Raw genomic sequence first — 18,908 nt, forward strand, 5'->3', positions numbered from 1 at the left:
CGGTGCGTCAGACGCACCGAACGCCACATTGGGTGCGTTGGACGCAACGAACGCCACATTGGGGCGCTTGAGGGGTGACCTACTTCAGGAAGTCGAGCAGGAGCGGGCGGAGGGCTTCCGGGAACTGCAGCACGCCGTGGTCCTGGCCCTCCAGGACCTCGTGACGCGCGTCCGGCACCGCCTCGGCCGCCGCTCGGGCTCCTGACTGGAGCGCGTCGTCGCTCGCGCCGCCGCCGATCACCAACGTCGGGATCGCGATCCGGGCCAGGGAGGCCCGCGGCCGGGCGTCCGGACCGCAGATCGTCAGGTCGTACGGCAGCGTGTGCGCCAGCGCGGTGAACCAGCCCCACACCGGCGCCTGCTTCATCCCCTCGATCATCTCCGCCGGAGTGCCCGCGACCTGCAGGAACGTCGCCGCCGCGGCGTCCCGGTCGCCCGCCGCGAGCTGCGCCCGGACCTCCGCCACGACGTCGGCCCGCGGGTGCTCGTCCGTCGCGTACGGCGGCTCGTACGCCACCAGGCGATCGATGCCGATGCCCGCCGCGGCCGCCTCCAGGGCCAGGATCGCGCCCGACGAGTGCCCGAACACCGACGCCGTCCCGCCCACGTGGGCGACCAGCGCCGCCAAGTCCTCGATCTCGCGCTCGACGGCATACGAAGGGGCGTCGCCGGAGTCACCGCGGCCTCGGCGGTCGTAGTTGACCACCGTGAAGTCGCCGGCCAGGACCTCGGCCAAGCCCACCGTGGTCGTCCGGTCGTTGAAGGCGCCGCCGACCAGGATCACCGGCGGGCCGTCGCCGCGCTGCTCGAAGAAGATCGACGTGCCGTCGGCCGAGGTGACGTTCATGGTTTCCTCCGGGAAGGGTGCGTTTCCCCTCGGTCGGAGCCGCGACCCCGATCCGGACACCGAACCTACGGGAGTTTCCAGTCGACCGGCGCCGCACCCTGCTGCTCCAGCAGCTGGTTGGCCCGGCTGAACGGCCGGGACCCGAAGAAGCCGTTGTGCGCCGAGAGCGGGCTCGGGTGCGCGGACTCGATGCACGGGACGTCGCCCAGCATCGGGCGCAGGTTCCGCGCGTTGCGGCCCCACAGGATCGCCACCATCGGCTCGGACCGGGCCGCGAGGGCCTTGATCGCCTGCTCGGTGACCGCTTCCCAGCCCTTGCCCTGGTGCGAGTTCGACTTCCCCGGCTCCACGGTCAGGGACCGGTTGAGCAGCAGGACGCCCTGGTCGGCCCACGGCGTCAGGTCGCCGTTGGCCGGCAGCGGGTGGCCGAGGTCCTCGGTGTACTCCTTGTAGATGTTGATCAAGCTCTTCGGGATCGGCCGGACGTCCGGCGCCACCGAGAAGCTCAAGCCGACCGCGTGGCCCGGCGTCGGGTACGGGTCCTGCCCGACGATCAGCACGCGGACGTCGTGGAACGGCTGCTTGAACGCCCGCAGCACGTGTTCACCCGCCGGCAGGTAGGTGCGGCCCGCGGCGATCTCCGCGCGGAGGAACTCCCCCATCGCGGCGACCTGCGGCGCCACCGGTTCGAGGGCCTTCGCCCAGCCTGCCTCGACGATGTCCTGCAGCGGTCGTGCGGTCACGGCGCGCAAGCCTACCGGGCGTGGCCGGCGTCACCCGAGCGGGTCGAGCCGCCTCAGTTCCGCCTTGAACCGGCGGCCGCGCTCGACGTAGGACTCGACGACGAGGGCGATGTTCTCCGCGCTGAACGACTTGTTCTCCCGTGTCTTGCCCGGGACGCCGAGGGCGATCTCGCCGGTCTTGACGTGCGAGCCGTAGGACAGCACCGCGCCCGCGCCGACCATGCCGCCGTCCTCGACGACCGAGCCGTTCAGCACCACCGAACCGGACGCGATGAGGCAACCGGTGCCGATGGTCGCGCCCTCGATGTGCACCGCGTGGCCGACCGCCGACGACGGCCCGAGGATCGTCGGGTGCCGCTCGGTGCAGTGCACGACGCAGCCGTCCTGGACGTTCGAGCGCTCGCCGATCTCGATGTAGCCGTGGTCGCCGCGCAGGACGGTCTGCGGCCACACCGACGCGAGAGCGCCGATCCGGACGTCGCCGATGACCGTGGCGTCCGGGTGGACGTAGGCGTCGGGGTGGATCGTCGGCTCGAGGGATCCGAGTGCGTAGATCGGCATGCCGCCTCCGGGTGACTGCGGTTTCACGTGTTCTGCGATTGGATCACGCCATCGCCGCCAAGCCGAAAACCAGCCCGCTCGTGTTCCTCCTCGTCGTGCTGACGTGGCTGCTCAGCCTGCCCGTCGCCACCCCGGCCCTCGCGAACGGCCTGGCCGGCACCCCGCCGATGGGCTGGAACAGCTGGAACCAGGTCCGCTGCTACGACCTCACCGAGGACGTCGTCAAGCGGGCCGCCGACGCGCTGGCGGACACCGGCCTGCGGGACGCGGGTTACGAGTACGTCGTCGTCGACGACTGCTGGCAGGCCCCGGCCCGGGCCGCCGACGGCTCGCTGCAGCCGGATCCGGCGCGGTTCCCGCACGGCATCGCCGAGCTCGCCGACTACGTGCACTCGCGCGGCCTGCTGTTCGGCATCTACGCCGTGCCCGGCAGCCGGACCTGCGCGATGGCCAACGACGCCTACCCGGCGTCCGGCATCGGCTCGCTCGGCCACGAACGCCAGGACGCCGAGACGTTCGACCGCTGGGGCGTCGACTACCTCAAGTACGACTGGTGCAACGCCGACACCGTCGACGGCCTCGACCGCAAGACCGCGTTCGAGAAGATGCGCGACGAGCTGGCCGCGCTGCCGCGCCCGATCGTCTACGCGATCTCCGAGTACGGCGTCTCCAGCCCGTGGACCTGGGCGCGGCCGGTGGCGAACCTCTGGCGCACCACCTACGACCTGGTCCCGACCTGGGATTCGGTGCTCGCGACGATCGACCAGCAGGCCGGCGTCGCCGCGCACAGCGGCTCCCCCGGCGGCTGGAACGACCCGGACATGCTCCAGGTCGGCAACGGCACGCTGACCGCCGACGAATCCCGCGCGCACTTCAGCGTCTGGGCCGTCTTGAACGCGCCGCTGTTCGCCGGCACCGACCCGGCGAAGCTGAGCGACACCGACCTCGCGACGCTGGGCAACGCCGAAGCGATCGCCGTCGACCAGGACTTCGCGGGCAGCCAGGGGCGGCGGCTCGCCGCGGGTCCCGGCCGGCAGGTGTGGGGGAAACCGTTGAGCGACGGCGGTTTCGCGGTGGTGCTGCTGAACACCGGCAGCACCACCGCGACCGTCACCGCGTCGATCCCGGGGTCGTGGACCGTCCGGGACCTGTGGGCCCACCAGGACGTCGGCACGGACGTCGCGGCCACCCTGCGGCCGCACGCGGCGGCCCTGCTGAAGCTCACGCCGAGGTGAGGTCCTTGCCAAAGCAGCGGCTTTCCGGCTCGTCCTTGTAGACGCCGAACTTCGGGATCTCGGCGTAGCCCGACGACGTGTAGAGCGCGATGGCCTCCGGCTGCTTGGTGCCGGTTTCCAGGACCGCGCGCTTGCGGCCGCACAACGCCGCCGTGCGCTCCAGCTCGGACAGGATCATCCGCGCGAACCCGCGGCCGCGGGCGGAATCGGCGACGTACATGCGCTTGAACTCGGCGTCGCCGTCCCGGAAGTCCGGCGCGGGGCCGTCGTGGGCGCGCCACGCCCCGCAGGCGACCGCTTCTTCGCCCTGGTAGCCGACGAGGAACACGCCTTCCGGCGGGTCGAAGTCCGCGGGGCTCATCGGGGTGGCGTCCTGGCTGCCGTAGCGCTCGACGTAGACCTGCTGCACCGCGGCCATGAGCTTGGCCGCGTCGGGGTGGTCGTAGGGGACTGGAACGATTCTCACGCTTCCGGAGCCTAGATCAGCGCCAGTGCGTCCATCCGCCTTCTCGCGAAAACGGTTTCCCGTCGACGGTGATCCCGGAGCCGGCCATGGTGACGACGCCGATCGTGCGCCAGCCGTCCGGGAGCTCGGTGAAAGGCGGGAAGGTGGCCGCCAGCGCGTGGTCCTCGCCGCCGGTGAGCACCCAGTCCAGGGGGTCCGCGCCGAGGGCGGCGCCGACCTCGGTGAGCCGGGCGGGGACGTCGAGGTCGGCGGTGCGGACGTCGATGCCGACGCCGGAGGCCTCGCCGAGGTGGCCCAGGTCGGCGAGCAGGCCGTCGGAGACGTCGATCATCGCCGTGGCCCCGGCGAGCGCGGCCCGCGGCCCGGCTTCGTAGGGCGGTTCCGGGCAGCGCTGGGCGTTGACCACGCCGACCGGGGACCGGAAGCCGCGGCCGAGCACGGCCAGGCCGGCCGCCGCCCAGCCGAGCCGCCCGTTGACCGCGACGACGTCGCCGGGCCGGGCGCCCGAGCGCGTCACCGGCTCGCGGTCGCCGAGGTCGCCCAGCGCCGTGACGCTGATCACGAGCTGGTCGGCGCGGACCATGTCGCCGCCGGAGACGCCGATCCCGGCGCGGTCGGCTTCGGCCCACATGCCGTCGCTGAGCCCCTTCACGACGTCGCTGGGTGTCTCGGGCGGGCAGGCGAGTCCGACCAGGACGGTGGTCGGGGTGGCGCCCATGGCGGCGATGTCGGCGAGGTTGACCGCGACGGCCTTGCGCCCGACGTGCTCGGGCGTGGACCAGTCCAGGCGGAAGTGGACGCCCTGGACGAGCACGTCGGTGCTGGCGACCACGCGGCCGTCCGGGGCCGCGACGACGGCGGCGTCGTCCCCCGGGCCGAGCAGGGTGCCCGGGGGCTGGCGCCGTCCTTCGGTGACGGCTCGGATGAGCGCGAACTCGCCGGTCTCGGCGACCGTTCCGTCGTTCGGTGACACCGGTCACCTCTGCTTTCTCTACCGGGACAAAGATCGATCACCGATAGTCGGATGCCCTATGTTTTTCCGTGAGCTGGCGATACGTTGCTGAAGACGTTCCTACCTTGAGCTTTCGATCCCGACGAAAGGGCGCGCCGTGGTCCACGCATACATCCTCATCCAGACCGAGGTCGGCAAGGCGGCCGCGGTGGCTGCCGAGATCTCCAGCATCCCGGGTGTGACCAGCTCGGAGGATGTCACCGGACCGTACGACGTGATCGTCCGCGCGGCCGCCGACAACGTGGACCAGCTGGGCCAGCTCGTGGTCGCGAAGGTGCAGAACGTGGAAGGGATCACCCGGACGCTGACCTGCCCGGTGGTCCACCTCTGACCAGTGGTGTCATGGTCGGGTGCCTGACTCCGACACCGGCGCGCCGCCCCGGGTGGTGCTCGTCACCGCGGCCGCGCTCGCCGTGGCCCTGGCGGTCGCCGTCGCCGTGTTCGCGCTGACCCGCCCGTCCCCCGCGGATTCCGAAGGCCCGCTCCCGTTGGTCGCCGTGCCGGCGCCTGCCGCGGGTTCGCCGGGCTGCACGACGCTGCTGGGCGCGGTGCCCACCGAGCTGACGTCGAACGGGACGGTGCTGAAGGTGCGTGCGCTGGCGTCCCCGGCGCCGCCCGCCACGGTGGCCTGGGGTTCCCCGGATCCCGTGGTGCTGCGGTGCGGCCTCGACCGGCCCCCGGAGCTGACGCCGACGGCGCAGCTGCGGCTGGTGAACAAGGTGCAGTGGCTGCAGGTGCCGGGCGAGGGCGCGTCGACGTGGTACGTGGTGGACCGCGAGGTCTACGCGGCGCTGACGGTGCCGGACAGCGCCGGGACGGGGCCGCTGCAGGCCATTTCGGACGCGGTGGCCGCGAAGCTGCCTCCGCGGCCGCTGCGGTTCTCCTAGCGCAGTCCCGTTCCGCGGGCGATGGCCGTCTCGACGAGGGTGGTCAGCAGCGTGGCGTAGTCCATGCCGGTGACCTCCCACATCTTCGGGTAGGCGGACTTCGTCGTGAAGCCCGGCATGGTGTTGACCTCGTTGATGATCAGCTCGTGGTCTTCGGTGACGAAGAAGTCGACGCGGGCGAGGCCCTGGCAATCGAGGGCCCGGAAGGCTTCGACGGCCATCGCGCGCAGCTTCTCGGTGAGGGCGTCGTCGAGCTTGGCGGGGATGTCGAGTTCGGCGTCGTCGCCGAGGTACTTGGTTTCGAAGTCGTACCAGGCGTTTTCGTCTTCGGAGAGCACGCGGATCTCGGCGGGCAGCGAGGCTTCGACGCGGCCGTCGGGGAATTCGAGGACACCGCATTCGACCTCCCGCCCGACGACGGCGGCCTCCACGAGGACCTTGGGATCGGTCGCGCGGGCGAGTTCGACGGCGGCGTCGAGCCCGGCCCAGTCCGCGACGCGCGAGATCCCGACGGAGCTGCCCGCCCGCGACGGCTTGACGAAGACGGGGAGACCGAGGGTTTCCTTGGTCTGCTCGTCCAAAGTGGACTGGTCCCGCTTGAGCGCGAAGTAGGTGCCGACCGGAAGCCCTTCGGCGGCCAGGAGTTTCTTGGCGGTTTCCTTGTCCATGGCGGCGGCACTGGCGAGCACGCCGGGCCCGACGTAGGGGATGCCGGCGAGTTCGAGCAGGCCCTGGATGGTGCCGTCTTCGCCGAAGGCCCCGTGCAGGACGGGGAAGACGACGTCGACCTGCGAGAGCAGCGCGCTTTCCCGCCCGGGTTCCACGGCGACGAGCCCTTGGCTGGACGGATCCCCGGCGAGGACGAGCCCCTGCCCGCCGTCGACGGAGGGCAGCTCCCGGCCGCGGATGGCGAGCTGGGCGGAGTCACCGGTGCCGAGCACCCACCGGCCTTCGCGCGTGATCCCGACGGGCACGGCCTCGAACCGCTCGGGATCGAGGTGGGCCAGGACACTGCCGGCGGAAAGGCACGAGATGGTGTGCTCGCTGCTACGCCCACCGAACACGACGGCCACCCGGATCTTCTCGCTCATGGTGAGCCACCGTACCCGGTGACCTCGGGGAACAGCCGAGCCCGGTGCGGTGGGTGGAGCGTGGTGAGCGGTGAACGCAACCGGTGACGGGGGTGGCACGTCTTGTGCATCGAGGGGCCGGTGGGTTTGCTTGGCCTTCCCGGGTGGGGCTTCCCCGCTCGGCCCGCCCCGCTTGGCCTCCCCGCTCGGCCTCCCCTGCTTAACCCGCCCCGCTCGGCCCGCCCCGCTTAGCCCGCCCTGGGCAGCCTGTGCCGCTCGACTTCCTCCGCTTGGCCTCCCCGCTCGGCCCGTCCCGCTTAGCCTGTCCCGCTCGGCCCTCCCCCGCATGGCCCGCCCCGCTCGACCCTCCCCCCGCATGGCCTTCCCCGCTTGGCCTTCCCGCTGCGGCTTCGGCGAAGTCGGTCGCTGCCGCGGCCGGGCTTCCGGCTGGGTTTCTGCCCGGCGGTTCGACTGCGTTGGGCGGTTTCAGGTCGCTTCGGGCGACCAGTAGCTCGGTTCCCACCACCCCGAAGCCGTGATTGTCACTACGGACGGTGGTACCGCGTCAAGGCGGGAAAGCGTGCCTTGACCCGGCACCACCGTCCGCGTGCTGGCTTCGGATCGGGGTGGCGGGGGAGGTCTGGGTGGGGTGCCGGTTTGGGCGTCCGCGTTCCGTTCGGTCGGTGCGGCAGCTGCAAGTCACCCCGAGCCTCCGCGCAGCAACGCCACCAGTGTCGGCAACGCCGCCGTCAACGCCTCCCGGGAACAGCCCGCGTAGCCGATTGCCACCCCGAATACCGAAGGCTCTCCGGTGAAATGCCTTGCCAGGCCGTCCAGTCGGATTCCGCGCCTCTCGGCCGCCCCGATCACCGAGGCCTCCATCGCCGCCGATGAAAACGGCACCACCAGGTGCGCCCCCGCGTCGTCCCCCCGTACTGGGATCCCCGCCCCTGACAATGCTCCCGCCAGCAACGTCCGCCGCTCCGCCATCTCCCGGCGCAACTTCCGCAGGTGACGGCCCAGGTCCCCGTTCCTCGCGAACTCGTACAGCACCCGCTGCCCTGCCGGCGATGGGCGTGTTCCCGTCAGGTCGCGGTACGCCAGCACCGCCGACGTGATCGCCTCCGGTGCCACCATCCACCCCGCTCCCAGCGTCGGGGTGAGGATCTTCGACGTCGTTCCCAGGTGCACCACGACGTCTGGCGCCAGCGAGGCCAGCATCGGCAGCGGGGCCACGTCGAACCGCAGCTCGCCGTCGTAGTCGTCCTCGATCACCAGCATTGCGGACGAACGTGCCCGCTCCACCAGTGACACCCGCCGGGTCGCGCTCAGCCTGCTGCCCATCGGGTACTGGTGGGCCGGGGAGCAATACACCGCCCGGGCATCCGGAGGGATCGCGGACGGCCGCAGCCCCTCGGAATCCACCGGCACTCCCACCACCCGCATCCCCGCCCGCAGGAACGCCTGCACCGCGCGCTGGTACCCCGGCTCCTCGACGGCGACGACGTCCCCGCGCTCCAGCACCGCCGCCGCCAGCTCGACCACCGCCGCCGTCGTTCCGCCGGTCGCCAGGACCGAGCCCGCCGCCAGCCCCCGGTGGCGCAGGAGGTGCTCCGACACCGCCGCGCGGTACTCCGGCAGGCCCGCCCGGTGGGCCCGGACCAATGGCTCCGGGTCCGCCGCCGCCCGCCAGGCGCGGCGCCAGGCCGCTCGGTCCAGCCCGGCCGCCCACGGTGTGCCCGGGCCGAGGTCCAGCAGCGACGGCACAGCCGCCTCGGGAGCCGCGACCGCGGGCACCGGGACCGACGAGGCCGTGGAAGAAGGCGGCGTCGTCACGTACGTGCCGGAGCCGTGCCGGCCGGCGATCCAGCCCTCGGCGTGCAGCTGCTCGTACGCCGCCGACGTCACCGTGCGGCTGACGCCGAGGCGGCCGGCCAGGGCCCGGGTCGACGGCAAGCGGTCGCCGCCGCGCAGGTGGCCACTCGCCGCCGCCTCGCGCAACGCGTCCGCCAATTGCACGGCCAGCGGTGTCACCGCCGAACGGTCGAGGCTGACCGGGAGCGCGGTGTCGGACACGGGACCTCCCCCGACGCAGAGTGGACTTCCCAAGTGTACGAGAAGTGGACGTTCTCCGAGGCCACTGAGCCGGGAGACGCTGGTCGCATGTTGTCGACCACGCCCCGCACCACGCTCGGCCGCAAGAAGCACCGCGCCGTCACCGACCGCTCCGCGCTGCACGCCGTCCTGGACGAAGGCCTGATCTGCCACCTCGGGATCGTCCGCGACGGGGTGCCGCTGGTCCTTCCCACCGGCTACGGCCGCGACGGCGACACGCTCTACCTGCACGGCTCGACCGGCGCCGCCAGCCTCCGCACCGCCGCGCACGGCCTCGACGTCTGCGTCACCGTCACCCTCCTCGACGGCATCGTCTACTCGCGCTCGGTCAACAACCACTCGATGAACTACCGCAGCGCCGTCATCCTCGGCCAGGCGAAGCCGGTCCTGGACGCCGAAGCGAAGATGCACGGCCTGAAAGTGCTCACCGACCACCTCGCGCCCGGCTCGTGGGAGCACGCGCGCGAGGTCAACGCGAAGGAGTTCGCCGCGGTGTCCGTGCTCGCCCTGGACCTCGCCGAGGCGTCGGTGAAGATGCGCGCCGAGGGCCCGGACGACGAGCCGGAGGACGTCGAGGCCGACACCGCCTGGGCCGGCGTCCTGCCGGTGCGGACCGTCTACGGCGCGCCCGAGCCGTCCGCGGACCTCTCCCCCGGCTGGACGACACCTCCGCACGTCACCGGTCGTGAGTGGTAAGGCGGGTTCTAACCCGCCTTATCACTCACGACAGGCGGGCGAGCGGGAGCCGGACCGTGAACGTCGTCCGGCCCGGCACCGAGGACACCGCCACGGTGCCGCCGTGCGCGGTGACCAAGGACTGGACCACCGACAGCCCCAGCCCGGTGCCGCCGTTGCCGCGGGTGCGGGAGTCGTCCACCCGGAAGAACCGGTCGAAGATCCGCTCCTGGTCCGCCGGGGCGATGCCGGGCCCGCTGTCGGTGACCTCCACCACGGCGAAACCCCCCGAAGCCGCCACCGAGACGTGCACCGATGTCCCGGGTGGGGTGTGCACAGCCGCATTGGCCAGCAGGTTGTCCAGCACCTGCCGCAGCCGCACCGGATCGGCGTCCACGAAGGCCGCCGACAGCGCCGAGGTCAGCGGGTGGTCGGGCCGGCCGGCGGCGAACGCGTCCGCCGCGTCCCCGGCCAGCGCGGCCAGGTCGACGCGCTCGGGCCGCAGCGGCGTCTCGGCCGCCCGCGCGTCGAGCCGGGCCAGCAGCAGCAGGTCGTCGACGAGCACGGTCATCCGGGCCGTCTCCTCGCGGATCTTCGCCAGGTGCGCCTCGCGCTCGGCCGGCTCGTTCGCCGCCGCGTAGCGGAAGAGGTCGGCGTACCCGTGGATCGACGTCAGCGGCGTGCGCAGTTCGTGCGAGGCGTCCGCGACGAACCGGCGCAGCCGCTCGGTGGCTTCGGTCTTCGCGGCCAGTGACGTGTCGATGTGGGCCAGCATCACGTTGAACGCCGTCCGCAGCTCTTCGACTTCGGCGCCGCCGCCGGTGCCCGCCGCCCGCACCGGCAGGTCCGGGTCGGCGGTGAGGTCGTGGGAGGCGATGTCGTGCGCGGTGCCGGCCATGTCGGCCAGCGGGCGCAGGCCGCGGCGCAGCACCAGCCGTCCCACGACCACCAGCACGCCCAGCGCGAGCGCGAACGCCCCGACCTCGACCCCGATCAGCTGCCGGACCGTGGCGTCGAGGTCCTGCTGCGGCGCGGCGGACAGCAGCACCGAATCGGGGTCCACCGGGCAGGCGCGCACCCGGTACGGGCCGTCGTCGTGCAGGTAGACGGTGCGGGTGACGTCGCCGGTCACCGCTTCGGCGGCGATCTTCGCCAGCTGCTTGGCGTCGCCGGGCAGCCGTCCGCCCGGCTCGGGGACGGCGATCCCGCCCTGGACCTGGTACAGCGCCGAGTACCACGAGTACACCGACTGCGGCGAGCCGTGCGTTTCGCGCAGCAGCGGCAGCTGGGTGTTCTGGCTCTTGGACAGCTGTTCGTCGAGCCGCCGGTCGAGGTAGTCGTGCATGATCCCGACGGTGGTGACGCCGACGGCCGCGAACACGACCAGCGCGAGCGCGCCGAGGCCGAGGGTGATGCGGGTGCCGAGGCGGGTGCGTTGCCACGCCCAGTACCACCGGCGGACCGCGCGCGTCACCGGTGGGCCTGCCGCACGACGTACCCGACGCCGCGCACCGTGTGGATCAGCGGTTCGCCGTCACCCGCGTCCACTTTGCGCCGCAGGTGCGATATGACCAGTTCCACCACGTTGGACCGGCCGCCGAAGTCGTATTCCCAGACGTGGTCGAGGATCTGCGCCTTGGTCAGCACCGCGGGCGAGCGGCGCATCAGGTAGCGCAGCAGCTCGTACTCGGTCGGCGTCAGCTCGGCCGAGACGTCGCCGCGGCGGACCTCGCGGGTGTCCTCGTCCAGGGTCAGGTCGCCGACCCGCAGCACGGCGCCGCGCGCTTCGGGCCGGTTCGCGACGCCGGCGCTGCGCCGCAGCACCGCCCGCAGCCGCGCCATCAGCTCCTCGACGGAGAACGGTTTCACCAGGTAGTCGTCACCCCCGCGGGTGAGCCCGGCGATCCGGTCGGCCGTCGCGTCCTTGGCCGTGAGGAAGACCACGGGCACCGCGTTGCCGCCGCCGCGCAGGCGGTCGAGCACGGTGAAGCCGTCGAGGTCGGGCAGCATCAGGTCGAGCACGACGATGTCCGGCCCGAACTCCGCGGCCCGGGTCAGCGCCGCCTGGCCGGTCCCGGCCGTGACCGCCTGCCAGCCCTCGTACCGGGCGACGGTGGCGACGAGGTCGGCGATGTGCGGCTCGTCGTCGACGACGAGCAGGCGCACGGGATCGGGGGTCTGCACCACTGCATCATCTCCCGGCGCGCGCCGATCGGCGTGCCCGGAGGACCCGCCGACAGTATTCCGACAGTCGGGGCAAAGCCTCCCCACAGGCTCGGTGCCGACGCTAGCCTTGTGAACCGAATCAAAGGGGGATCCGTGTGAGCACCATGACGCAGACCGTCGAGGCCGCGCGCCCGGCGATCCGCCCCCGGATCGCCGCGAAATCCGGCCTCTTCCTCTTCCTCGGCGCCAATGTGGCCGCCGTCACCGTCCTGTTCGTGCAGGCCGGGGTTTCGCAGAACGTGCTGATCACGATCGGCAGGCTCGCCGGCCTCTACGGCGCGCTGGCGATGGCGTTCCAGTTGCTGCTGGTGGCCCGGTTGCCCTGGCTGGACCGCCGGCTCGGGATGGACCGGCTGACCACCTGGCACCGGTGGACCGGCTTCACGCTCCTGTGGACCCTGCTGGCGCACCTGGTGTTCATCACCATGGGCTATGCCGAGGTTTCGGACAAAGGCGTCGTCGACGAACTGGTCGAAATGGCCAACACGCTCGAAGGCATCCTGCGGGCACTGGTCGCCTTCGCCGTGATCCTCGTCGTCGGCGCCGTTTCGGCGAAGTTCGCGCGCAAGCGGCTCGCCTACGAGACGTGGCACTTCATCCACCTCTACACCTACGCCGCGGTGCTGCTCGCGTTCACCCACCAGATCGCGCTGGGCCAGTCGTTCGCCGGCACGGAAGCGGCGAAGGCGTACTGGTGGACGCTCTGGCTCGGGGCCGGCGCCGCCGTGCTCGCCGGGCGCGTCGTGCTGCCGCTGTGGCGGAACCTGCGTCACCAGCTGCGTGTCACGGCGGTGGTTTCCGAATCCCCGGACGTCGTTTCGGTGTACATGTCCGGCAGGCACCTGGACAAGCTGCCGGCCAAGGCGGGGCAGTTCTTCCTGTGGCGGTTCCTGACCAAGGACCGTTGGTGGCAGGCCAATCCGTTCTCGCTGTCGGCCGCGCCGGACGGCCGTTCCCTGCGGCTGACGGCGAAAGCGCTCGGCGAGTCGAGCGCCGGGCTGCGCAACCTGCCCATCGGGACGCGCGTGTTCGCCGAGGGCCCGTACGGCGCGTTCACGACGATCCACCAGCGGCGGCCCGACGCGCTGCTGGTGGCGGGCGGGGTCGGGATCACGCCGATCCGCGCGCTGCTGGAGGACATCGACGGCCACGTCGTGGTGCTCTACCGCGTCCGCAACCAGGCCGACGCCGTGCTGCTGCCGGAACTGAACGAACTGGCCAAGGCGCGCGGCGCCGTCGTCAACGTGCTCACCGGGCCGGACCAGGCGGTGGGCCCGCGCGGCGTGCTGCTCGGGCCGGCGAACCTGCACATGATGGTGCCGGACGTGCACGAGCGGGACGTGTTCGTCTGCGGCCCGCCGGGGATGACTTCGGCCGTGCTGCGCAGCCTGCGCGAGCTGCGCGTGCCGAACTCCCAGGTCCACGCCGAACGCTTCAGTCTCGCGGCCTAGGGGAACGTTGTGAAGAAGACCATCTTCGTCGTCGCGCTGTCGATCGCCGGGTTCATCGCGGTCTGGCGGTTCGAACCCGGACCGGTGCAGAACACCGCCGCCGCCCAGCCACCGCCCGCGATCACCGCACCACCGCTTTCCACGGCGCCGTCGGCGACACCCTCGGCACCGTCCTCTTCGGACAACAAGGCGCCCGGACCGTCCACTTCGGACCCGGCGGGCGGGGTGGTGACCACGCAGGGCACCGCGGAGTCCAGTGTGTACGGGATCGTGCAGGTCCAGGTGACGTTCTCCGGCAGCCGTCTCACCGCGATCACGCTGCTGCAGGCCCCGGACCACGGGCGGGCGGTCACCGCGCTGCCGAAGCTGCAGGAGGCGGCGATGCAGGCGCAGAGCGCGAACATCGACACGGTGACCGGCGCGACCGAGACGAGCGAGTCGTACAAGACGTCGCTGCAGGCCGCGATCGACGCGCGGGGCAAGAGATGACCACCCGCGTCGAACAGGTGATGGGCCTGCCGATCTCCCTCGACCTGCGGGACGACGGGGACTTCGCGGAGGTCGTCGACGACGTCTTCGCGTGGTTCCGGGACGTCGACGCGCGGTTCAGCCCGTTCAAGGAGGACAGCGAGGTCAGCCGGTACGACCGCGGCGAGCTGACGGCCGCGGAACTCAGCGACGACCTCCTGGAGGTGCTGGAGCTCTGCGCGTACTACGAGCAGCTCTCCGGCGGTGCGTTCCGCGCGCGGCTGCCCGGGCGGGGCCTCGACCCGTGCGCGGTCGTCAAGGGCTGGGCGGTGCAGCGCGCAGCCGACATGCTCAAGGCCGAGGGCGCGGGGACGTTCTGCCTCAACGCCGGCGGCGACGTCGTCACGGCGGGCGAACCGGAGCCGGGCCGGCCATGGCGGGTCGGGGTGCGCCACCCCGAGCAGCCCCTGGCGGTGTGCGCGGTGCTGGAGTCGCGCAACGGCGCGATCGCGACGTCGGCGGCCTACGAGCGCGGCTCTCACATCCTCGACGGCCGTTCGGGAACGCCGGCGACCGGCCTGATGAGCGTCACCGTGGTGGCCGGCGACCTGGTGACGGCGGACGCGCTGGCCACGGCGGCGTTCGCGATGGGCGCGGAGGGCATCACCTGGGCGGCCGACCGGCCGGACTGCGAGATCCTCATCGTCGACGACAGCCGCCGCGTGCACCGCACGGCGGGGCTGGCGCTGGCGTCGTAAATCGGTTCGCCCTCGCGACGCGGCTGGGCCAGACTCGACGGCATCCGACTTCGAGGAGTGCCATGCCGTCGTCCGTGCTGAACGTCTCCGTCGACTGTGCCGACCCGTACACGTTGTGCCAGTTCTGGAGCCAGGTCACCGGAAAGCCGATCCCGGACACCGACCAGCCCGGCGACGACGAGGTGGGCTTCGAACTGAACGACAGCACGACGCTGCTGTTCCTGCGCGTGCCCGAACCGAAGACGGTGAAGAACCGCCTGCACCTGTGCCTGCAGCCGGACATCCCGCGCGACGAGGAGGTCGCGCGGCTCCTCGGCCTCGGCGCGACGATGTTCGACGACCGCCGCAACCCGGACGGCACGGGCTGGGCGGTCCTCGCCGACCCGGAGGGCAACGAGTTCTGCGTGCTGAGGAGCGCGGCCGAGCGTGCGGCGACGGCCGATTGAGAACCGCTGAATAGGGTGGCTTCATGGCACGTCCCCTGATCGCCGTCGCCACGCTGGGCGGCACCATCTCGATGGCCCCGGGCGACGGCGACGGCGGCGCCGTCCCGCGGTTCGGCGCGGCCGAACTGCTCGGCGGCCTCGGCGACCTGCCGATGGACGTCCTGGCCGAGACGCTGGCCGGGATCGGCAGCGCGTCGCTGGACTTCGCGACCCTCCTGCGCTGCCGCGACTGGGGCCTGCGCCAGGACGCCGACGGCTTCGTCGTCGTCCAGGGCACCGACACCCTGGAGGAAACGGCGTACTTCCTGGACCTGCACTGGCCGTCGGAGACGCCGGTGGTCGTCACCGGGGCGATGCGCAACGCCGGCCTGTTCAGCCCGGACGGCCCGGCGAACCTGCGCAACGCGCTGACCGTCGCGGCCGACCCGCGCAGCCGTGGCCGGGGAGTGCTGGTCACGCTCAACGACGACGTCCACGCGGCACGCTGGGTGCGGAAGGCGCATTCGAGTCACCTGGACGCGTTCTCGTCGGCCCCGGCGGGACCGCTGGGCATGGTCGTCGAGCACGCGGTGCACTGGTTCCACCCATCACCGCCGCGGCTGCCGTCCCTGTCCGGGGACGACTTCGGCGGCCTGGTCCCGATCGTGGAAGCAGGTCTGGACGACTCGGGCGCCTTTCTGGAGCACGCCGCCGCGCAGCCGGACGTGCGCGGCGTGGTGGTCGCGGCGACCGGCGTGGGGCACGTGTCGTCGGGCCTGGCCGACGTTATCGCGCGGCTGGTGCCGTCGCTGCCGGTGGTCGTCGCGTCGCGGACGGGCGCGGGCCCGACGCTGCGCTCGACGTACGGCTTCCACGGCTCGGAGTCGAGCCTCATCGCGATGGGCGCGACCATGGCGGGCTGGCTCGACGCGCGGAAGTCGCGGATCCTGCTGCACGCCCTGCTGGCGTCCGGTGCCGGCCGGTCCCGGATCGAGCGGGAGTTCCGGGCGCGCGGCGACCTGGACTGATCAGTCCGGGATCGGCCCCTCGACCGGGTCCAGGTGGTACGGGCGCATCGCGCGGCCGGCGTCGCGGTAGACGTGGACGGAGATCGCCGGGTCGGGGCCGTCGTTGCGGACCTCGTGCACGTACCCGGGCCCGAAGACCCGCGACTGCCCCGCCGACAGCGCGTGCAGCTCGGTGACCGCGCGGCCGTCCGGCGCGCGGCGCGCCACGGCTTCGGTCAGGTGGCCGCCGACCACGGTGAACGCGCCACTGGCGAACGCGTGGTCGTGCAGGTCGGTGCGCTGGCCGGGCAGCCAGCTCATCAGCCACACCTCCTGCTGCTCGTCCTTCGACACCAGCGTCGCGAAGCGCTCGTCGGGGTCGTAGCGCAGCAGGTGGCGCCAGCGGTCGCGGTCGGCGGCGACCTCGAGGGCGACGCGCACGGGGTGGCGCAGCGCGGGGTTTTCGGGACGCAGCAGGGTGTTGTCCGGAACGGCGAACATGAGGGTCCTCACGGGAAAGAAAAGGGTGTCGAGCTGGGCCGGGGCTGGGTTCACCGACAACAGCGACACGCGCGCACACACGAGTGGAGGCTCAGGCGGCCCCGCGACTCGGACATGGCGTACGCGAACATGCGACCAGCGTCGCAGCCGCGTCCTTCCCGGTCAAGCCGTCCCACGGATCAGGACCATTCGTGTTTCTGGGACCGTCCGAGCAGCTCCGCGCCGGCCTGCCGGGGGTCGACGCCCTCGTGGCAGACGCGGTGCATGGCGTCGGTGATCGGCATGTCGACCCCGAGGCTCACGGCGAGCGCCCGGATCGACGAGCACGACATGACGCCCTCGGCGACCTGCCCGCCGGCGGCCGCCTGCGCCTGTTCGAGGGTCTCCCCGCGGCCGAGGCGCTCGCCGAAGGTGCGGTTGCGCGAAAGCGGCGACGAGCAGGTCGCGACCAGGTCGCCGACCCCGGCGAGCCCGGCGAAGGTCAGCGGGTCGGCGCCCAGTTTCGCGCCGAGCCGGGCCATCTCGGCGAGGCCGCGGGTGATGAGCGTCGCCATCGTGTTGGTGCCGAGGCCGAGGCCCGCGGCCATCCCGGTGCTGAGCGCGATGACGTTCTTGCAGGCGCCGCCGAGCTCGCAGCCGACGACGTCGGTGTTGGTGTAGGGGCGGAAGTAGGAGTTGGCGCAGGCCCGCTGGATCGCGACGGCGCGTTCGTGGTCGGCGCAGGCGAGCACCGAGGCCGACGGCTGCCCGGCGGCGATCTCCTTGGCCAGGTTCGGCCCGGTGACGACGACGACCTCGTCGGGTTCGATCCCGACGATCTCGCCGATCACCTCGCTCATCCGCTTGAGGGTGCCGAGCTCGACGCCCTTGGCCAGGCTGACCAGGATGGCGTCCTTCGGCAGCAGGCCGCGCCACGCCGTCAGGTTGGCCCGCAGGCTCTGGCTGGGCACGGCCAGGACGACGGCTTCGGCGCTTTTCGTCGCTTCCGCGGGATCGCTGGTGGCGGTGACGGTCGCGGGCAGGGTCACGCCGGGCAGGTAGGCGCTGTTGGTGTGCCGGTCCCGGATGTCTTCGGCGACCTGCTCGCGGCGCGCCCACACGGTGACGTCCCGGCCGGCGTCGCCGAGCACCTTGGCGAAGGCGGTGCCCCACGAGCCGGCCCCGAGCACGGTGACCCGCTGCACGTCGGCGCGCATCAGGCGGGGTCTTCCGGCTTTGCGGCGGGCGGTTCCTCGTGCCGGATCTCGGCGAGGAGCCGGGTCACCTCGTCCATCATGACCTTGGTGACTTCGCGGAGTTTCGTGGCGCTGCGGGTGTTGCCGCCGCGGTAGGCGGACAGGTCGATCGGGTCGCCGACGGAGTGGGTGATCGTCTTGCGCGGGAACGGCGTGAACTTCTTCGTGTAGCCGTTGAAGATCTGGCTGGTGCCCCACCGGGCGACGGGGATGATGGGGACGTCGTTCTGCAGCGCGAGCCGCGCGGCGCCGGTGAAGGACTCCTTCGGCCAGCCGGCCGGGTCCTTGGTGATGGTGCCCTCGGGGTAGATGACGACGATCTTGCCGTCTTCGAGGGCCTGGTGGGCAGCCTTGAGACTGTCCCCGGCGGCGGCCGACCCCCGCGAGACGGGGATCTGCCCGGACCCGCCGACGATCGGGCCGAGGACCGGAGCGCGCAGCAGGCTCTCCTTGAAGAGGAACCGGGGAACCCGCTTCTGCCGGTGCACGAAGACGGCGTCGACGGCGGGATCGAGGTGCGAGATGTGGTTCATGACGAGCAGAGCGGGCCCTTGCCGCGGAATCTTCTCGGCCCCGACGTAGACCCGCCGCGCAATACCGGTGAGCGGGTAGAACAGTACGGCGGCGAACCCCACCCAGAAGCCGCCCTTCTCACGCCGGGCCACGATGTCCTCCTAGCTCACGTCACATCCGGGGGTTGATCCTGCCGCGCCGGGTCCGGTCCGGTCCAGGGAGGGTCGGTTCGGTGGGTTGTCGGCCAGGCCGGGGGTGCTTTTCGGGGGTGGGCCGAGCCAAGCCGGGCCGTGCCGTGCCGGGTCGACCCGAGCCGAGCCGCCGGGCCGAGCCGAGCCGCCGGGCCGGGCCGAGCCGGGCCGGGCCGAGCCGGGCCGGGCCGAGCCGGGCCGGGCCGCCCCCCGGCGAGGGTCGGGCCGGGCCGGGCCGCCCCCCGGCGAGGGTCGGCTCAGCCTGGCCCCGGGCCGCCAACGCACAGCCCGCCCTTCCGCAGCCAGAGCCCGGCACAGTCTGTTGGTGCGGGGTCCCCGAGGCCCGCAACCCTCGCCGCCTCGCCGAGGCTCGGGCCGGTTCCAGCGAGCTCATCGCCTGGGCAGGAAGCACCCGCCCCACCGAGCCCGCCAATCAGCTCGGTGCCCACCACCCCGAAGCCTGAATTGTCACTACGGACGGTGGTGCCGGGTCAAGGCGGGAAAGCGTGCCTTGACCCGGCA

21 protein-coding genes are annotated in these 18,908 nt (G+C 72.3%); 9 read left to right on the top strand and 12 right to left on the bottom strand.

Features of this window, described 5'->3' with window-relative positions; genetic code table 11:
* Positions 1-79: 79 nt before the first annotated feature.
* From ACWEVN_RS35665 to ACWEVN_RS35675, 3 genes are all read right to left on the bottom strand, one after another.
* The gene (locus tag ACWEVN_RS35665; protein WP_452054210.1) at positions 80-847 is read right to left on the bottom strand and encodes an alpha/beta fold hydrolase; all 768 of its coding nucleotides are present in this window, start codon (positions 845-847) and stop codon (positions 80-82) included.
* A gap of 65 nt (positions 848-912) precedes the next feature.
* A complete protein-coding gene (locus ACWEVN_RS35670; protein WP_449686921.1) occupies positions 913-1,590 on the bottom strand; it encodes a uracil-DNA glycosylase in 678 nt (225 codons plus the stop codon).
* A gap of 30 nt (positions 1,591-1,620) precedes the next feature.
* Positions 1,621-2,151: a gamma carbonic anhydrase family protein gene (locus ACWEVN_RS35675; RefSeq protein WP_449686922.1), complete on the bottom strand. Its 531-nt coding sequence runs from the start codon at positions 2,149-2,151 to the stop codon at positions 1,621-1,623.
* A 38-nt stretch (positions 2,152-2,189) separates the two neighbouring features.
* Here ACWEVN_RS35675 and ACWEVN_RS35680 point away from each other — a divergent pair, with 38 nt between their 5' ends.
* The gene (locus tag ACWEVN_RS35680; protein ID WP_452054211.1) at positions 2,190-3,386 is read left to right on the top strand and encodes a glycoside hydrolase family 27 protein; all 1,197 of its coding nucleotides are present in this window, start codon (positions 2,190-2,192) and stop codon (positions 3,384-3,386) included.
* On the opposite strand, the gene ACWEVN_RS35685 is transcribed toward ACWEVN_RS35680, so the two are convergent.
* Together ACWEVN_RS35685 and ACWEVN_RS35690 are read right to left on the bottom strand one after the other, a co-directional pair.
* Complete coding sequence (locus tag ACWEVN_RS35685) at positions 3,373-3,852, bottom strand: GNAT family N-acetyltransferase (RefSeq protein ID WP_449686924.1); 480 nt, start codon at positions 3,850-3,852, stop codon at positions 3,373-3,375. The genes ACWEVN_RS35680 and ACWEVN_RS35685 overlap by 14 nt on opposite strands.
* A gap of 16 nt (positions 3,853-3,868) precedes the next feature.
* Positions 3,869-4,825: a thiamine-phosphate kinase gene (locus ACWEVN_RS35690; protein WP_449686925.1), complete on the bottom strand. Its 957-nt coding sequence runs from the start codon at positions 4,823-4,825 to the stop codon at positions 3,869-3,871.
* A gap of 136 nt (positions 4,826-4,961) precedes the next feature.
* Between ACWEVN_RS35690 and ACWEVN_RS35695 the strand changes: the two genes are divergently transcribed.
* Positions 4,962-5,195, top strand: a complete 234-nt coding sequence (locus tag ACWEVN_RS35695) for an Lrp/AsnC family transcriptional regulator (protein WP_003091994.1) — start codon at positions 4,962-4,964, stop codon at positions 5,193-5,195.
* Between the two features lie 19 nt (positions 5,196-5,214).
* Positions 5,215-5,751, top strand: coding sequence for a DUF3515 domain-containing protein (locus tag ACWEVN_RS35700; RefSeq protein ID WP_449686926.1), 537 nt, complete (start codon positions 5,215-5,217; stop codon positions 5,749-5,751).
* On the opposite strand, the gene ACWEVN_RS35705 is transcribed toward ACWEVN_RS35700, so the two are convergent.
* Complete coding sequence (locus tag ACWEVN_RS35705; protein WP_452054212.1) at positions 5,748-6,842, bottom strand: D-alanine--D-alanine ligase family protein; 1,095 nt, start codon at positions 6,840-6,842, stop codon at positions 5,748-5,750. The genes ACWEVN_RS35700 and ACWEVN_RS35705 overlap by 4 nt on opposite strands.
* 678 nt (positions 6,843-7,520) lie before the next feature.
* On the bottom strand, positions 7,521-8,897 hold the full coding sequence (gene pdxR, locus ACWEVN_RS35710; protein WP_452054213.1) for a MocR-like pyridoxine biosynthesis transcription factor PdxR: 1,377 nt from the start codon (positions 8,895-8,897) through the stop codon (positions 7,521-7,523).
* 87 nt (positions 8,898-8,984) lie between these two features.
* On the opposite strand from pdxR, the gene ACWEVN_RS35715 reads away from it, so the two are divergent.
* A complete protein-coding gene (locus tag ACWEVN_RS35715) occupies positions 8,985-9,632 on the top strand; it encodes a pyridoxamine 5'-phosphate oxidase family protein (protein WP_452054214.1) in 648 nt (215 codons plus the stop codon).
* 25 nt (positions 9,633-9,657) lie between these two features.
* On the opposite strand, the gene ACWEVN_RS35720 is transcribed toward ACWEVN_RS35715, so the two are convergent.
* Positions 9,658-11,085, bottom strand: a complete 1,428-nt coding sequence (locus tag ACWEVN_RS35720; RefSeq protein ID WP_452054215.1) for a sensor histidine kinase — start codon at positions 11,083-11,085, stop codon at positions 9,658-9,660.
* On the bottom strand, positions 11,082-11,795 hold the full coding sequence (locus tag ACWEVN_RS35725; RefSeq protein WP_449681642.1) for a response regulator transcription factor: 714 nt from the start codon (positions 11,793-11,795) through the stop codon (positions 11,082-11,084). The genes ACWEVN_RS35720 and ACWEVN_RS35725 overlap by 4 nt, the downstream gene beginning before the upstream one ends.
* 146 nt (positions 11,796-11,941) lie before the next feature.
* On the opposite strand from ACWEVN_RS35725, the gene ACWEVN_RS35730 reads away from it, so the two are divergent.
* The 5 genes from ACWEVN_RS35730 to ACWEVN_RS35750 all read left to right on the top strand — a co-directional run bounded on the left by ACWEVN_RS35730 (position 11,942) and on the right by ACWEVN_RS35750 (position 15,967).
* Positions 11,942-13,288 (top strand): ferredoxin reductase family protein, encoded by a 1,347-nt coding sequence (locus ACWEVN_RS35730; RefSeq protein ID WP_449681643.1) that lies wholly within the window; start codon positions 11,942-11,944, stop codon positions 13,286-13,288.
* 9 nt (positions 13,289-13,297) lie between these two features.
* Positions 13,298-13,777 (top strand): FMN-binding protein, encoded by a 480-nt coding sequence (locus ACWEVN_RS35735; protein WP_449681488.1) that lies wholly within the window; start codon positions 13,298-13,300, stop codon positions 13,775-13,777.
* Positions 13,774-14,514 carry an FAD:protein FMN transferase gene (locus ACWEVN_RS35740; protein WP_449681489.1) on the top strand — a complete coding sequence of 247 codons (741 nt, stop codon included), beginning with the start codon at positions 13,774-13,776 and terminating at the stop codon, positions 14,512-14,514. The genes ACWEVN_RS35735 and ACWEVN_RS35740 overlap by 4 nt, the downstream gene beginning before the upstream one ends.
* A 62-nt stretch (positions 14,515-14,576) precedes the next feature.
* Positions 14,577-14,960 (top strand): VOC family protein, encoded by a 384-nt coding sequence (locus ACWEVN_RS35745; protein ID WP_452054216.1) that lies wholly within the window; start codon positions 14,577-14,579, stop codon positions 14,958-14,960.
* A gap of 23 nt (positions 14,961-14,983) precedes the next feature.
* Positions 14,984-15,967, top strand: coding sequence for an asparaginase (locus ACWEVN_RS35750; protein WP_452054217.1), 984 nt, complete (start codon positions 14,984-14,986; stop codon positions 15,965-15,967).
* On the opposite strand, the gene ACWEVN_RS35755 is transcribed toward ACWEVN_RS35750, so the two are convergent.
* From ACWEVN_RS35755 to ACWEVN_RS35765, 3 genes are all read right to left on the bottom strand, one after another.
* Positions 15,968-16,447, bottom strand: a complete 480-nt coding sequence (locus ACWEVN_RS35755; RefSeq protein WP_310974639.1) for a cysteine dioxygenase — start codon at positions 16,445-16,447, stop codon at positions 15,968-15,970. It abuts the gene before it with no gap.
* A gap of 179 nt (positions 16,448-16,626) precedes the next feature.
* The gene (locus tag ACWEVN_RS35760; RefSeq protein WP_452054218.1) at positions 16,627-17,643 is read right to left on the bottom strand and encodes an NAD(P)H-dependent glycerol-3-phosphate dehydrogenase; all 1,017 of its coding nucleotides are present in this window, start codon (positions 17,641-17,643) and stop codon (positions 16,627-16,629) included.
* Positions 17,643-18,347: a lysophospholipid acyltransferase family protein gene (locus tag ACWEVN_RS35765; RefSeq protein WP_449681493.1), complete on the bottom strand. Its 705-nt coding sequence runs from the start codon at positions 18,345-18,347 to the stop codon at positions 17,643-17,645. The genes ACWEVN_RS35760 and ACWEVN_RS35765 overlap by 1 nt, the downstream gene beginning before the upstream one ends.
* Between the last annotated feature and the right edge of the window lie 561 nt (positions 18,348-18,908).

This window comes from Amycolatopsis sp. NPDC003861 (assembly GCF_053605405.1).